The organism is Ferroglobus sp., assembly GCF_015521575.1.
In the GTDB taxonomy this organism is placed as follows: domain Archaea; phylum Halobacteriota; class Archaeoglobi; order Archaeoglobales; family Archaeoglobaceae; genus Ferroglobus.
On record NZ_WANY01000238.1, the window covers coordinates 1 to 13,266 of the forward strand.

Genomic DNA, 13,266 nt, shown 5'->3' on the forward strand with positions numbered 1-13,266 from the left:
CCCTTAGCTGCGCTAAATGTTGTTTCTGCAAGAAGCAAAGAGGAAATGAAAGAAATTGCGAGGGGGATCAGAGATGCCTGCGAAAAGTTCGATGTAAAAATTGTAGGAGGACACATACATCCGGATGCGAAAGTGCCGTCTATCGATGTGTCGATGATTGGTGTTGCAAAGAGCATACTGAGATCTGACACGGCTGAGACTGGAGACAGAATTGTTTTCGCAGCGGATGTAGAGGGAAAACCTCATCCTAAGCTCATATACAATTTCGACTCGACAAAGAAGAGCAAGGAGGTTTTAAGAAATCAGTTTGAGTCAATGGTTGAAATAGCTGAAAAAAAGCTTGCTAACGCTGCAAAGGACGTTAGCAACGCCGGGCTTCTTGGAACAATAGCGATGATGATGGAAGTTAGCGGGAAAGGATGTAAAATTTTTGTTGACAGAATCTTCAAGCCGAAAAACGTGAGTTTCATTCAGTGGATCCTCTCTTATCCGGCTTGCGCTTTTGTTGTGACAACGAAGAATGAAGAGGAAGTTATTGAAGTTTTCGAAAAGCACGATCTTACCGCGGAAGTGATAGGTATTGTTACTGACGACAAAAAAGTGCTCCTTAAAAGCGAGGGAGACGAGGCTATACTCTTCGATCTGAATTTGGAAAGCGTTCTTGATATCAGAGAATGAACGAGAGAACGTATATCAGAACATCTCCGACGAAAAAGGCGACGATCAGCCCGGCTGTTAAAAAGACGAGGAAGGGTAAGGCAGGGGTTGCCCAAACCTCCTTTTTTAATTTTCCGAGCTCCTTAAGCATTTTTTCATCGGGTTCAACGCCCCTTCTTACTTTTTCAACTTTCCCGTCTCTGGCGATCTCAAGCAAGTTGTAAAATTCGGGAAAGTTTTCAACTCTCACCTTAGTCCCGATGAAGGAGTAAAATACATCCCCCTTAGAGACGTTTCCTTTGATCAAATTTGACAAGAACATGTAAATTGCTAAAAGCGGAGCAGCTATTACGGCATTGGCTAAGGTCGAGAACGCAAAAGAAAATCCTTTGATTAGGAGTGGAAAGCTTCCGACCTCTGGATAGTGGGGGAAAGCGTAACTTAAAGCCATTAAAGCTTTCGCATCAGCTCCTCCGTAAGCTCCGATTCTGTAAAGAAGGTAAGCTAAGGAAGATACAAAGGCAATCTGAATTATCGCAAAGACGAAATCAAAGGTTGAGTAACTTAAAAATTCGACCACGTTGAAAGGTGTAACGGCTAAGAGCATGACCTTCCAGTATTTGTTTGGAACGATTCTTTCCTTCAAGTCGAGTTGAGATGCTTTTAGGAAAATAGCCAAGCAAATAAGAAACTTAGCAACGTAAATCTCTTCTGTCATATATATCGATAAGGTCGGAAATCATAGCGCTTGCTGTTTCAAGTTTCCCAGCTCCTCTGCCTATCACGAACACTCTCCCGGCAGTTTCAGTTATAATTTCAGCAGCATTCAAAGTTCCGTAGATGTTCAGCGGATGATTAAGCGGAACAAGTCTTGGTGAGACTCTGAGGGTTTCTCCAACTTCGGCGATTAGCCTTATCGTGTATCCTCTCTTTACAGCTACTTCAAAAGCTTCTGGAGTGAGGTCTTCTATTCCTTCGATGTGCACGTCTTCAAACCTCACGTTTTTCTCAAGAAGGGCGTTTGCGATTATGACGAGTTTTGCTGCGGCATCTATCCCCTTGACATCGTAGCTTGGATCAGCTTCAGCTATTCCAAGTTCTATTGCTTCAGAGAGAATCTGCTCGTAGGGCATTCTTTCAACCTCCATCCTTGAGAGAATGTAGTTGCAAGTTCCGTTCAGAATTCCTCGAATTCTTAAAATCCCGCTTCCGGCTAAGTCATTTTTAACGAGCTTTATTAGGGGCATCGCTCCTCCTACTGTCGCTTCAAATCCGAGCTTGCAAGAGTTTTTCTCAGCGAGTTTGCAAAGTTCGTTGTAAGCGACAACGAGCGGACCTTTATTGGATGTAATCACGTTTTTCCCCCTTTTTAACGCCGTTTTTATGTGCGTCAAGCCCGGCTCTCCGCTCTCGACGTTTGTTGGTGTGCATTCGAAGAGAACATCGTACTCGAAATCTTCGACTATCTCCATTGCTGTTTTATTCCCACTCAGCCTTCCTCTCTTTTTCTTCTCGCTCAAAGCTTTTTCCAAATCCACATCCCCAACTACAGAGCTTTTAGAGTCGGCTACGGCTATAACCTTGAATTTTCCAATTCTTTCCTCTATTTCGTTCTTCTTCCTTAAAAGGAGTTCAGCCACTCCTTGTCCTACAGTCCCGAAACCGATTATCGCGATTTTTATCATGCTTCTTCGTTAAGCGGCTCTACGACCTTTATCTTTTTTTCTTCACAGATTTTTCTCAGAATTTTAAGAGCCTCTTCAAGTTTTTCCTTGTTTACGGCTGAAATGGTTATTAACGCCGTTGACGGCTTGTTGAGTTCGGGCATACTTATGTCCATCTCCGTAACCTCTGCAAAGCCTGTGGAATCTATTCTGTTTATCGTGTCGCTTATGTCCGTGTGAATTATGTGCCCGACAAGAAGCACCGAGATTTTTTCAGAAAGTTTTATTTCGTTGACGTTCCTTATCGTAATCCCGGAACTTTTTATCTCTTCAAGAAGTTTGTCCGCTCTGTCTTCGGCAATCTCGAAAACAACATCTACCAGAACGCTCTTCTGCTGAACTTTCCTGTTGTGAATTATTCCGATTATGTTTCCCCCGTACTTTGCTATCGGCGTAAGGACTTTGAGGAGCTGTCCGGGTTTATCTTCAAGTTCTACGACAAGGTTTATCTTCATACTACTCGTATATCGGCACACCTTCCTTTTCAGTCTTCTCTCTGAACTTTTCCATCAGGAACTTCGTCAGCTCTCCCGGCTTTCCGTTTCCGATTTTTCTACCGTCTATAACAGTCACCGGAGCGATTTCTGCTGCTGTTCCGGTAACGAAGACCTCATCAGCGGAGTATAAATCGAAAAGGCTCAGATGGGTCTCTTTAAACGGTATGCTCTCCTCTTCGAGAATCTCTATGACCACCTCCCTTGTTATCCCCTTCAGGTTGTTTATCGTAGGGGGAGTGTAAACGACCTTTTTCTTCACGATGAAAATGTTATCTCCGCTTCCTTCGGATATGTAGCCGTTGTGATCGAGGAAAATTGCCTCGTCACCTCCCTTAGCGTTCGCCTCTATTTTCGCTAAGATGTTGTTCAAGTAATTGAGGGACTTTATGTTTGGTGGCAAGGAGTCGATAGCGTTTCTCCTCACCGCTACGGTCACAGCTTTTAACCCTTTTTCGTACAAATTTCCGTAGAGCCTGTCCCAGGGTTGGGCGATAATTATAACGTTCGGTCTTCCGCATTTCCTCGGATCCAAGCCGAGGTCTCCTATCCCCCTCGTTACAATTGGTCTTATGTAAGCATCTTTTAACTTGTTAACCCTCAGCGTTTCGAGAATAGCCTGAGCGAACTCCTCTTTTGTAAGCGGGATTTCCAGATCTATCACCTTTGCGCAATCGTAAAGTCTGTCGAGATGCTCGTAGAGTCTGAAAACCTTCCCGTTGTAAGCTCTGATTCCTTCGAAAACACCGTCACCGTAGAGAAATCCGTGGTCAAAAACGCTGATCTTCGCCTCGTCCTTCGGGACGAACTCACCGTTGATGTATATTAGCAACTCCTCCATCTTCTCCCCCTTCAAAAAGACGGTCAACTAAAAATAAAATTTGCGTTTGCGATAGATTTAATTAGTTTCGGACTCAATTTTTCCTGTGATCGGATTGGGAGAATTCGCGCTGATACTTGTGCTTGCGCTAATACTGATTGGTCCGGAAAAACTTCCAGAAGTTGCAAGGACACTTGGAAAACTTTACGCTGAGTACAAACACGCTATGAGGAGGCTTGAGCTGGAGATACTTTACGGAGTTGAGCCGCCAAGCGAAGATCTCATTGAAAAAATTTATGAAAAAAAGGTGAATTTGAACGAGAGCGTCAAAGAAAAGTTATTTAAATAACTCACCTACTCTCTTTGAGGTGCGAAAATGATAGGAGGTTTAGGACCGAACGAGTTGTTGGTGATACTGATAATAGCGTTCATACTTTTCGGAGCTCACAAACTGCCGGAGTTAGCGAGGAGCTTGGGTAGAGCGACGGGAGAATTCAAAAAAGCTCAGAGAGAAGCTGAAATAGAGCTAAGAAAATTTGAAGAAGAGCTAAAAGCCGGGAAATACAAGAGCCAGGATGAAAAGAGGAAAAAGCTTGAGGAGATTGCCAGAACGCTTAACATAGACCCGGAAGGAAAGAGCGACGAGGAACTTATAGAGGAGATCAACAAAGCCCTGCCGAAGGAAAAAGTCGAGCCGTAGTTGATTCAAGAACTTTATTTTTTAAGATTTGAAACTTTAACATCAACAACGAAGCGATAAACACGAGGAGCGTAGCTTCCGCACTTTTTGATTCTCTCTACTTCTACTTCAGCACCTATTTTTTCGAATTCGTCTCTAACTTCCTCCTTAACCTTTTCTACCTCCTCTTCTCCAGCGAAGGTGTAGAGGTGAACGTAGCTACCTTCCTTCAACTTTCCTTCGAGCAAGTAAATGTGGTCTTCCGCGTGATAAGGGGCGGGCATAACAACCCGATCGAAAACTCCTTTCAGCTTCGGAACGACATCTCTAACATCCCCTTCTATGACTTTCACGATCCCTTCTACCTTGTTCAGCCTCACGTTCTTCTTAAAATACTCTACAGCCACGGGATTTAGCTCTATCCCGATAACCTCTCTTGGCTTGGAAAGTCTCGCTATGATGATAGCGTAGGGCCCTACTCCAGCGTACATGACGAGGACTCTCTCTCCCTCTTTCACGAGCTTCGCTATTCTTTCCCTCTCCCCAGAAAGCTTTACCGTATAGTAAGCTTTGGTTGGATCGACTAAAAATCTGCAACCGTGCTCTTTGACGAGAGTTTCTGTTTCTCCTCCGTAAATTACTTCGTACTTCGCTATTCTGAAATCCCCCTCAACCTCTCCGGCTTTTCTAAGTATCGTTTTTACGTGTTTGTGCTTTGTGAGGATAGCTTTGGCTATCTCATCCTTCAAGTGGAGTATTTCGTCTGGAATCTCTATTATAACGACATCTCCAATTATTTCGAAACTTCTCCTGAGCTTTGAGAGTTCTTCTGGAGTAACCTTGTCTTTCAACATTTCTTTTAAACTCATCGTCTCGGTTTGATCCTTCAAGTTTAAAATTCATTTTTGTTGCTATCTAATCAAAACCGGAAGCATTATGGAACCCATGCATGCTATGGGTCGAACTTTTAGAGTGTAGGAAATCAAACCCACCGCTGAAGCTGAGAAAAAGACAGCGAGTCCAAAAATTCCGCTGAAGTGGAAGGACAAGGCAACAAGAAAAATTAGAACTAATAATGAAACGCTTCCGACCTTTACTTTCGAGAAGATTTTTGAGGCGGGAAAAGTCAGGAGTAATGTTATTGCGGTGGCGATTATGGCTGCTACGAGAATGAAAAGGGGAAGTACGAACAAATTCTCTCTTGCCCCTCTTAAAGCATCAGCCACCCCACTCCTGACCTTTCCTGAATGCAGCATAGCCAAGCTTAGGATAGCAGCGGAGGTGTTTGCCGAACTTATCGAGGAAATGTAGCTTTCTGGGGATTTAGAGTTGGCTGAAGCTACGCCAGTAGCCACTCCAGAGCTTATTCCGGGAAAGATGGAAACGATAAAACCTGCAAGAACACCTTTTGCGACATCAACTGGGTTGGGAAAGCTGAGCACAACCTTTTGTTCAACTATCTTCTCACTCTTCAAACTCTGCACGAGCATAGGGGTTGCGAAGAGTCCGGTTAAGAGGGGAAAGTAGAAGTCTCCAGCCTCCAAGACTTTCAAGCCGAGGAGTCCCGAGAGCAGAAAAATCGCAAAAAAGTAAACTCTCCTTTTTAAAGTTGAAAGAGAACCTCCAAACGGATCTCTTTCGTACCTCAGAAAAAATATCAGGGCGAAAATTATAGCGAATTTGTAGAAGAATGAGAGATCAAAACTGCTTATCGCAGCAACGACGTAAAAGAGCGGTATCGAAAGAATTACCGAGAGAAGGGATGAAAAAGCTGAGATGGAAATGGCTTTTCCTCCTTCCCCTCTGTTAACGAGCTCGTGGGCTGGAAAGATCGTTAAAGCTGTGTCTTCCTCCGGAACTCCCACAAATGTTGCCGGGATTATGTTGAGGAACGTGTGGGTTACAAGCATTGAAACTAAAAGCACAGCCTCCTCGCTACTTGCCGATGAGTAAAAGGAGGCTATCGTATTCGGATGAATTCCCGGGATCAAGCCCGTTAGACAGCCAAGGAGAACTCCGATCAAACTTTCAGGGATCATTTGATGAATCTCCTGACGAAATCTTCGCTAACGTTCGAGATCTCGGAAATTTTTGTAGCGTCTCTGCTTCCTATTCTTTTTGAAATCATCTCGAAGTAGTCTAAAGCAACTTCATCGTCCTCCAGATCCCACATCCCTGAGAACATAGGATGCGCGTCTTTTAAGAAATTGTTGATCCACTCTATGTTTTTCCCCTCCATGAACTTTTCCATGAACCAGTCCTCGTAAAATAAGCAGTCTTTAAGGATGAGCTTGACCGATCGAATGACTCTCTCGTAGTCGTACTTTCTGTTGGGAGGGGAGTATTTCTCGAATATTTTATCAATTTCCTCCTTCGTGAAGTCGAAAACCTTCTTTTTCGAACTTTTTGTCACCTCTTTTAACACGTAAAACGTTCTCTCATCTACCGGAGATTTCCTCGACTTGCCGCCGCTTCTAAGCACGACGTAGTAAATAGAATTAGCTACTCCCAAATCTCTCCTCGTGAAATTCTCAATTTCCTCGTAACTTGCCAGAGTTGACAGTATGAGCCTTATCAAAGCGTGTTCTTTCAAATCCTTTCGGGAGGATATACATATGTGCTGGAGGTCCTCTTCGACCATTATCAGTTCTTCGTGCATAGTAAAAGTGATAATACACCGGCTGATATTTTAATCTTGTGAAGCATCCGGCTGTAGTTCAGGTGAGAACGGAGATCGAAAAAGCCTTAGAAATAGCTAAGAAATTCGTTACTGAGGTAGAGAAGGGAAAAGATGGCGTGGACATATACTTTGAAGACGTTAACGAGGCGAGGAGGTTCATAAGCATATTTAAAAGGGCAACGAAAAAGAAAATTCTCGTGAAGTCGAGCACGAGTTACGCGGGTTTGAGGAGAGGGAGAGTGAGGTATCTTTTTACCTACTCTCTTAAGGAAGATGAAGGTGGAAAAGTACGTTAAAATAAAGAACGATCTGAGGAGGCTGGAAGATTTAAATAAAGCTGTTAAAAAGTACAAAATCAGAAGGGGAACGGCTTTCAGCATCCTCGTTCAGAAAAAGGTTAGCTACGTGAGGAGGAACTACCGTAAGTTCGAAAGGAGAGCTGAGGAAATTCTCGAATACTGGGAGGCAAACAAAGCCTTCCCGAGCTGGTTGAAACTTCCACCGGCTATGAAGCTCAGACTCCTCTTTAAAGCTATGGGTATGAGTAAAAAGAGGATAGCGAAAGTTCTTAAAAATCCGGAAGAATTTGGCGAGTTCGAAGATTTAATTTACGATGCTATATATCGGGATTACGTCTACTCTCCCATAGCGACTGAAAATCTGGCAGCAAGGGGTAAAATTGGCGAGAAAATAGTTGAAAACTATTTGAGAATGCGAGGGGTGGACTTCATCTCTGAGAGAGAAATTCAAGGAGACAAAACACCGGACTTTTTAATTCAAGAGGAGATGAAAATTAGAGGGAGAGTAGTTCGCTGGATAGAAAGTAAGTCGATGTTTGGCGACAGCTTTGCCTACGAAGACAACCTCAGTCAGTTTGAAAAGTATTCGAGCGAGTTTGGAGAGGGTATTGTAATTTTCTGGCACGGATTTTTGGACGTCTTGAAAGATAAAGATTTTCTGATAATCTCGGATATCGGATATTCGAGCAGAGAGAAGAGATTTTTGAAGGACATGATCGTCACGATCACCGACGACGGGGAGTTTTCTTGGAAAGGGGGAGAAGAGATTAAAAGCGGGAAATTCGTCAAAGAGCTCATAAGATTTTTCAAGAGCTGTTCGACCTCGATTGCTGCGGAGGAGAAAATGGTTGTGAAGAAAGCACTTGAAAAATTTGGGTATGTCGTCATTGCTTAGCCATTTTCTCCGACCTTGGCACGAACTCAACGACCTCCCTTTGAAACATGGGTTGTGGATACAGCTCCATCAAGTCGTAAACTTCCTTGGGAACTTCAGTCTTCACGTTGAACCCCATCTTTTTCAGTTCTTCTGGAGTTAAGGGGTAATCGTGGGTCCACCTGCCTTCCGTGAGGATTTTCGCTATTTCTTCCGCTCTTTCTCTACCCATTCTGTCCTCAAGAAGCTCGACTATAAAATCTCTTAGCTGTTTTATCGCCTTTTCAGCAATGTCAGCGAGAATCAAAGTTTGATCGTCTATCTCATTTACGTCCTTCCTCTCAACGGCTTTCAGTATGGAAGGGGCTGGGTAGCCCATAATTTGAGGATCGAGAGGACCGAGAACTGCGTGGGGATCCATTATTATTTCATCAGCCGCTATGGCTATCAAAGTTCCACCGCTCATCGCGTAATGGGGAACTATAACCGTAGTTTTAGCTGGGTGATCTTTTATCGCTTTGGCAATCTGCGTCGCAGCCAGAACCAGTCCGCCGGGAGTGTGGAGGATCAAGTCTATCGGTGTATCTCTTGGGGTCATTCTTATCGCTCTCAAAACCTGCTCCGAGTCTTCGATGTTTATGAATCGATAAAAGGGAATTCCGAGGAGTCCTATTCTTTCTTGTCTGTGTATCAAAGTTATAACGCTGCTTCCCCTCATTCTGCTTAGCCTCTCCATGGCTCTAACTCTCATCGCTTGTAGTCTTCTGTAGCTTAGCTGGGGTGATATCAGCAAGTAAAAGAACAGAAGAAACCAGAATATCGAAAACGGGTCGAAGTAGTTCATGTTTAATTATATCCCAATCTCTCATATATTTGCTTTTTGACCAACGAGAGCAAATATGAAGATCGAAACGTTAATAGTCGTATTAGCTGGATAGACTGTAATGATTAGCAGAAGTGAAAGGGTTTTTATTCCACTGATGGTGGGAGTCCTGACATTTCTTGTGAACTTTTCGATCCTAACTTACATCTTCTCCGCATTTCCGTGGATTGTCAGCCTGTTTTTCGGCAAAGGAAGCTGGTGGGTTTATCAGCCTTTTAGCGTAAAGGTTTTTTACGTCGTCGGAATCGCTCCGGTTGTGGAGGAAATTATTCACAGGAGGATCGTACTTCAGTTCTTTCTCAGCAGAAATCTGTTGATTTTCGGACTCGTTGTTTCGAGTTTAACCTTCGGCGTCCATCACGTAATTTTCGGGTGGGGGTGGCTTAAGGCTGTGGATATGTTCTTTGTGGGCTTGGTATTCGGAATTGTCTACACCAAATACAAACTCCTCGGTAGCTGGTTAAGTCACTTTTCGAATAACCTGATGTCGATACTATTTACAATTTTAATGAGTTAATCTTTATTTTAATCTCGCCATAAGCCAAAAACTTTCACCTCTGAAATTTTAAAAACGAAAAAAGAGCGTAGAGATGGGAATAGAACCTTATCGTAAATCTTAGATGGTTGAACGTTCCGTTTCAGAGCTGGCAGCTCTCCAACTCTGCAATTCGTTTTAAAATAACGAGTTTGACGAAAGTTTATATACGACTATTAATCGTTTTAAATTTTAGTGCGTGGTGGTATTATGGGAAAGTGGAAGTTATTGGTGGCTTTAGTCCTTGCAGCATTCATTATTGGATGCGCTCAGCAGGCAGCAAAGCCAAAGGAAGAAGAAAAGAAGGCTGAAGTCGAACCGATAGTCATTGGCTTGCCGCTGCCGATAAACTTCCCCGACGGCTACGCTCCCTATCGAGGAGCGGTTCTGGCTGCTGAAGAGATTAACGCTAAAGGAGGAATTAACGTTGGTGGAGTAAAAAGACCGATCAAGATTGAGGTTGTAGATACGAGAGACCTTGAACCGGGAGTTCCAATTTCTGAAGCTCTGGCGGCGGTAGAAAAGTTGATTCTCGAAAAGAAAGTTCACGTTCTTGTTGGAGGGCCCGCGAGAAGTGAAGCCGCTTTGGCAACCCTCGACATTATTGCGAAGTATAAGGTTCCTTGGATCGTTAGCTGTGGAGTTTTAACGCCAGCTTTCCACAAGAGAATAGAGGAAAACTACGACAAGTACAAGTATGCTTTCAGGCTTAACGCTCACGCCGTGTGGCTCGCTAAAGAAAATGTTGACATCTTGGAGAAGCTCAGGGAGAAGTACGGATTTAACAGGGTTTACGTGATGGTTCAGGATGTGGAGCATGCGAGGAAGTTTGGGGAAGTTATAGCGAAGATGCTTGAGGAGAAAGGTTGGAAAGTTGTTGGTTTCGACAGATATCCTACGGGAACTACCGACTTCTCTTCCGGATTGCTGAAAGCGAAAAGTGAAGATGCGGACATACTTCTGATTCAGATGGACATGCCAGAAACTATGACGTTGATAAAGCAGTGGGCGGATCTGAAGGTTCCAGCTTTACCGATTGGATTCATAAGAGCTGCTCAGGAGCAAAAGGCTTGGGAGGCTACTGAAGGAAAGGTGAACTACTTCATAGTTTCAGCAGGAGCTTTCACAGGAAACGCTCCCTCAAACGCTACCGAGTGGACGATGAAGTTCTATAACGCCTACACTAAGAGATGGGGAACACCGCCGCAGGGGCATGGAACTTCTGCAAGCTACATGGCGATATACGTTGTTGCTGACGCAATTGAAAGAGCTGGCAGCTTGGATCCCGACAAAATCGTCAAAGCTTTGGAAGAAACGGACATGATGGGGGTTTTCGGAAGAATAAGGTTCGATCCGAAGAGTCATCAGGTAATTCTTGCCGACGACCCGAAGGAAGGCGCTGTAACATGCTGGTTCCAGTGGCAGGACGGAAAGAGGGTGACGATATATCCTCCTTCGATTGCTGAGGGAGAGATAAAGCTTCCACCGTGGATGCTCGAAAAGGCGAAGAGGTGAGGTATGGAAGTTCTTTTAAATTTTTTAATTTACGGTTTGGTTCAAAGCGCCTTTTTATCCCTCGTAGCCATAGGTTTCTCTTTAACTTACGGAATAAGCAGGCTACCAAATTTCGCTCACGGAGCTTTGTACATCCTTGCAGGCTTTCTCATCTGGAATGGTCTTAACGTTTGGAAGATAGGATACCTTCCTTCAGTCATTTTGGCGATAGTTCTCACGGCTTTGATCGGCTACTCGCTCTACTACGGAATAATCATAAGAGTTAGGGGGATGGAGGTCTCCGAGGTAATAGCAACTTTTGCTTTCAGTTTCGTGATAGTTGAGCTTCTAAGGTACTTCGGCTTGTTCGGACTTTCGTACACCTTACCTCCGTTTTTGAGGGGAAGTTTAGAGTTTGCTGGAGTTGTGCTGGATTATCAAAGGCTGATCGTTATTATATCGACCGTTGCTCTCGTCGCTTTTCTTTACTTCTTCACCCACTACACGAAAATAGGTTTGGCTTTTAGAGCGATAGCTCAGGATGAGCAAGTTGCGATGATGCTGGGGATAGATTCGGACAAGGTTGCAGCATTAAGCTTGGCTTTTGGCTCCGCTTTAGCGGCTTTAGCAGCGGCAATCTGGATTCCAGTAAGCCAGTTAGCCTCGGAGTCGGCATTGGAAATCCTTCTCTACGCTTTGGTTGTTAGCATCCTCGGCGGACTTGGAAGCGTGACCGGCGTTATAGTGGCGAGTTTGATCATCGGCTACGCTCAGGTTTTCACGGCTTCATTCATAGCTCCCCACTACCAGATGATAGTTGCCCTCGTTGCGATAATTATCTTGCTTCTAACAAAGCCTTCGGGCATTTTCGGAAAGCAGAAAGAGCTGGAGGAGAGAGTATGAGCGAGCTGAGAAAGGAGAGAATAGACCGTCCTATTAAGGCGAGGACAGATGACATATACGCTTTAATGGGGTATAGAGAGATAAGCTACCTTTTACTTCCGAGAGTTTTGCCGATCGTCGTCCTTCTTATACTCCCGCTGATAGTTCCCAACTTGTATTACCTGAGGGTTCTAAACATAGCCTTATCTTTTGCCATCCTTGCGGCAAGCTGGGATTTCTTAGCAAATTACGTCGGATTGGTTTCCCTTGGTCATGCTCTCTTTTTCGGAATTGGTGCTTATACAGCCGGAGCTTTTTCAGCTTACTTCGATTTACCGATCTTCGTTACAATTCCCTTAGCGACTTTGATTGGGGCGACAATCTCAACCGCTCTGATCTACCCAACTTTAAAGGTTCGAGGGATTTACTTCTCCCTCATAACTCTTGCGTTTCCTTTGCTCTTAGCCAGATTAATAGAAGCTACGGACATCCTTGGAGGCACTCTTGGAATAACCGATGTTGAAGGTTTTCCGAATCCGTGGGTGGAGAGCTACCTCCTAATCTTCTCGCTGATAGTCGTTGTTTTTGGATTGAGGAGGTTGCTTGGAGAAGACCTCGGAATTGTTTTGAGGGCTATAAAGGATAACGATTTAACCGTAGAAGCCTCTGGAATCAACGTGAACAAGTATAGGGCTATTGCGGTTTTTATATCCTCAGCTATAGCGTCTTTCGTTGGGGCTTACACAGCCCATTCCTACATGTTCGTCGGTTTGCCCTACCTCAACCTTGAGTACTCGATTTTCCCAATAGCAGCTACAGTCGTTGGGGGTATGAGCTCCATAGCGGGTGCTGCGATAGGTGCTTTCATTCTTGTTCCGTTGAGCGAAGCGTTGAGAGAGTTTGGAACGCTAAGAATAGCGATATACTCCTTATTGCTAATGCTCTTCATAGCTATTCGTCCTGAGGGCATCTACATGTTTCTCTGGAGGAAGTATCATCAGATCGAGAGGTGGGTGAAAGCTTGATAAGGGTGGAGAATCTAACGAAGAGATTCGGTGGAGTTGTTGCGGCAAACAATATAAGCTTTGAGGTTAAAAAGGGAGAAGTTCTTGGAATTATAGGACCGAACGGAAGTGGAAAAACTACCGTGGTGAATCTCATAACCGGATTTATAAAGCCAGATTCCGGCAGAGTGTTTTTTGCTGGGAAAGATATAACTGCTAAACCTCCCCACGAAATAGCTTC

The 13,266-nt window shown here is 44.2% G+C and carries 18 protein-coding genes; 10 read left to right on the forward strand and 8 right to left on the reverse strand.

What is annotated here, in order from left to right; all coding sequences use genetic code 11:
- Positions 1–678: AIR synthase-related protein (locus F7C14_RS09540; RefSeq protein ID WP_290902274.1), on the forward strand; the 678-nt coding region annotated here is incomplete at its 5' end.
- On the opposite strand, the gene F7C14_RS09545 is transcribed toward F7C14_RS09540, so the two are convergent.
- The 4 genes from F7C14_RS09545 to ilvE are packed head-to-tail and all read right to left on the reverse strand — an operon-like array spanning position 668 to position 3,716.
- Positions 668–1,375, reverse strand: a complete 708-nt coding sequence (locus tag F7C14_RS09545) for an A24 family peptidase (RefSeq protein ID WP_290902276.1) — start codon at positions 1,373–1,375, stop codon at positions 668–670. The genes F7C14_RS09540 and F7C14_RS09545 overlap by 11 nt on opposite strands.
- Positions 1,350–2,342, reverse strand: coding sequence for a homoserine dehydrogenase (locus F7C14_RS09550; protein WP_290902278.1), 993 nt, complete (start codon positions 2,340–2,342; stop codon positions 1,350–1,352). Before F7C14_RS09550 ends, F7C14_RS09545 begins: the two co-directional genes overlap by 26 nt.
- On the reverse strand, positions 2,339–2,836 hold the full coding sequence (locus tag F7C14_RS09555) for an ACT domain-containing protein (protein WP_290902280.1): 498 nt from the start codon (positions 2,834–2,836) through the stop codon (positions 2,339–2,341). The genes F7C14_RS09550 and F7C14_RS09555 overlap by 4 nt, the downstream gene beginning before the upstream one ends.
- A gap of 1 nt (position 2,837) precedes the next feature.
- Positions 2,838–3,716 carry a branched-chain-amino-acid transaminase gene (gene ilvE / locus F7C14_RS09560; RefSeq protein ID WP_290902283.1) on the reverse strand — a complete coding sequence of 293 codons (879 nt, stop codon included), beginning with the start codon at positions 3,714–3,716 and terminating at the stop codon, positions 2,838–2,840.
- 85 nt (positions 3,717–3,801) lie between these two features.
- Here ilvE and F7C14_RS09565 point away from each other — a divergent pair, with 85 nt between their 5' ends.
- Positions 3,802–4,044: a twin-arginine translocase TatA/TatE family subunit gene (locus tag F7C14_RS09565; protein ID WP_290902284.1), complete on the forward strand. Its 243-nt coding sequence runs from the start codon at positions 3,802–3,804 to the stop codon at positions 4,042–4,044.
- Positions 4,045–4,071: 27 nt separating this feature from the next.
- Positions 4,072–4,395, forward strand: coding sequence for a twin-arginine translocase TatA/TatE family subunit (locus tag F7C14_RS09570; protein ID WP_290902287.1), 324 nt, complete (start codon positions 4,072–4,074; stop codon positions 4,393–4,395).
- A gap of 14 nt (positions 4,396–4,409) precedes the next feature.
- Here F7C14_RS09570 and F7C14_RS09575 read toward each other — a convergent pair whose 3' ends face one another.
- Genes F7C14_RS09575 through F7C14_RS09585 form a run of 3 tightly spaced genes read right to left on the reverse strand, consistent with a single transcriptional unit; the run spans position 4,410 to position 7,033 of the window.
- Positions 4,410–5,243, reverse strand: a complete 834-nt coding sequence (locus F7C14_RS09575; protein ID WP_290902289.1) for a class I SAM-dependent methyltransferase family protein — start codon at positions 5,241–5,243, stop codon at positions 4,410–4,412.
- Positions 5,244–5,285: 42 nt separating this feature from the next.
- Positions 5,286–6,413, reverse strand: a complete 1,128-nt coding sequence (locus tag F7C14_RS09580) for a tripartite tricarboxylate transporter permease (protein ID WP_290902291.1) — start codon at positions 6,411–6,413, stop codon at positions 5,286–5,288.
- Complete coding sequence (locus F7C14_RS09585) at positions 6,410–7,033, reverse strand: hypothetical protein (protein ID WP_290902293.1); 624 nt, start codon at positions 7,031–7,033, stop codon at positions 6,410–6,412. Before F7C14_RS09585 ends, F7C14_RS09580 begins: the two co-directional genes overlap by 4 nt.
- Positions 7,034–7,071: 38 nt before the next feature.
- Here F7C14_RS09585 and F7C14_RS09590 point away from each other — a divergent pair, with 38 nt between their 5' ends.
- Together F7C14_RS09590 and F7C14_RS09595 are read left to right on the forward strand one after the other, a co-directional pair.
- Positions 7,072–7,350, forward strand: coding sequence for an NMD3-related protein (locus tag F7C14_RS09590; RefSeq protein WP_290902295.1), 279 nt, complete (start codon positions 7,072–7,074; stop codon positions 7,348–7,350).
- A complete protein-coding gene (locus F7C14_RS09595) occupies positions 7,328–8,248 on the forward strand; it encodes a TPD domain-containing protein (RefSeq protein WP_290902296.1) in 921 nt (306 codons plus the stop codon). Before F7C14_RS09590 ends, F7C14_RS09595 begins: the two co-directional genes overlap by 23 nt.
- Here F7C14_RS09595 and F7C14_RS09600 read toward each other — a convergent pair.
- Positions 8,238–9,071 (reverse strand): ATP-dependent Clp protease proteolytic subunit, encoded by an 834-nt coding sequence (locus tag F7C14_RS09600; protein ID WP_290902298.1) that lies wholly within the window; start codon positions 9,069–9,071, stop codon positions 8,238–8,240. The two genes, F7C14_RS09595 and F7C14_RS09600, sit on opposite strands and share 11 nt — an antisense overlap.
- Positions 9,072–9,171: 100 nt before the next feature.
- Here F7C14_RS09600 and F7C14_RS09605 point away from each other — a divergent pair, with 100 nt between their 5' ends.
- The 5 genes from F7C14_RS09605 to F7C14_RS09625 all read left to right on the forward strand — a co-directional run.
- On the forward strand, positions 9,172–9,627 hold the full coding sequence (locus F7C14_RS09605) for a CPBP family intramembrane glutamic endopeptidase (protein ID WP_290902300.1): 456 nt from the start codon (positions 9,172–9,174) through the stop codon (positions 9,625–9,627).
- 228 nt (positions 9,628–9,855) lie between these two features.
- On the forward strand, positions 9,856–11,160 hold the full coding sequence (locus F7C14_RS09610; protein WP_290902302.1) for an ABC transporter substrate-binding protein: 1,305 nt from the start codon (positions 9,856–9,858) through the stop codon (positions 11,158–11,160).
- 3 nt (positions 11,161–11,163) lie between these two features.
- Positions 11,164–12,042: a branched-chain amino acid ABC transporter permease gene (locus tag F7C14_RS09615; RefSeq protein WP_290902304.1), complete on the forward strand. Its 879-nt coding sequence runs from the start codon at positions 11,164–11,166 to the stop codon at positions 12,040–12,042.
- Entirely contained in the window at positions 12,039–13,046 is a 1,008-nt protein-coding gene (locus tag F7C14_RS09620) for a branched-chain amino acid ABC transporter permease (RefSeq protein WP_290902306.1), read from the forward strand. Before F7C14_RS09615 ends, F7C14_RS09620 begins: the two co-directional genes overlap by 4 nt.
- The coding region (locus F7C14_RS09625) for an ATP-binding cassette domain-containing protein (RefSeq protein WP_367114363.1) at positions 13,043–13,266 on the forward strand (224 nt) is incomplete at its 3' end. The genes F7C14_RS09620 and F7C14_RS09625, both read left to right, overlap by 4 nt.

Coding starts and splice junctions, on each gene's coding strand:
- F7C14_RS09545 (WP_290902276.1), bottom strand. CDS start 1,375: ATGACAGAAGAGATTTACGTTGCTAAGTTTCTTATTTGCTTGGCTATT.
- F7C14_RS09550 (WP_290902278.1), bottom strand. CDS start 2,342: ATGATAAAAATCGCGATAATCGGTTTCGGGACTGTAGGACAAGGAGTG.
- F7C14_RS09555 (WP_290902280.1), bottom strand. CDS start 2,836: ATGAAGATAAACCTTGTCGTAGAACTTGAAGATAAACCCGGACAGCTC.
- ilvE (WP_290902283.1), bottom strand. CDS start 3,716: ATGGAGGAGTTGCTAATATACATCAACGGTGAGTTCGTCCCGAAGGAC.
- F7C14_RS09570 (WP_290902287.1), top strand. CDS start 4,072: ATGATAGGAGGTTTAGGACCGAACGAGTTGTTGGTGATACTGATAATA.
- F7C14_RS09575 (WP_290902289.1), bottom strand. CDS start 5,243: ATGAGTTTAAAAGAAATGTTGAAAGACAAGGTTACTCCAGAAGAACTC.
- F7C14_RS09580 (WP_290902291.1), bottom strand. CDS start 6,413: ATGATCCCTGAAAGTTTGATCGGAGTTCTCCTTGGCTGTCTAACGGGC.
- F7C14_RS09585 (WP_290902293.1), bottom strand. CDS start 7,033: ATGCACGAAGAACTGATAATGGTCGAAGAGGACCTCCAGCACATATGT.
- F7C14_RS09595 (WP_290902296.1), top strand. CDS start 7,328: ATGAAGGTGGAAAAGTACGTTAAAATAAAGAACGATCTGAGGAGGCTG.
- F7C14_RS09600 (WP_290902298.1), bottom strand. CDS start 9,071: ATGAACTACTTCGACCCGTTTTCGATATTCTGGTTTCTTCTGTTCTTT.
- F7C14_RS09605 (WP_290902300.1), top strand. CDS start 9,172: ATGATTAGCAGAAGTGAAAGGGTTTTTATTCCACTGATGGTGGGAGTC.
- F7C14_RS09610 (WP_290902302.1), top strand. CDS start 9,856: ATGGGAAAGTGGAAGTTATTGGTGGCTTTAGTCCTTGCAGCATTCATT.
- F7C14_RS09615 (WP_290902304.1), top strand. CDS start 11,164: ATGGAAGTTCTTTTAAATTTTTTAATTTACGGTTTGGTTCAAAGCGCC.
- F7C14_RS09620 (WP_290902306.1), top strand. CDS start 12,039: ATGAGCGAGCTGAGAAAGGAGAGAATAGACCGTCCTATTAAGGCGAGG.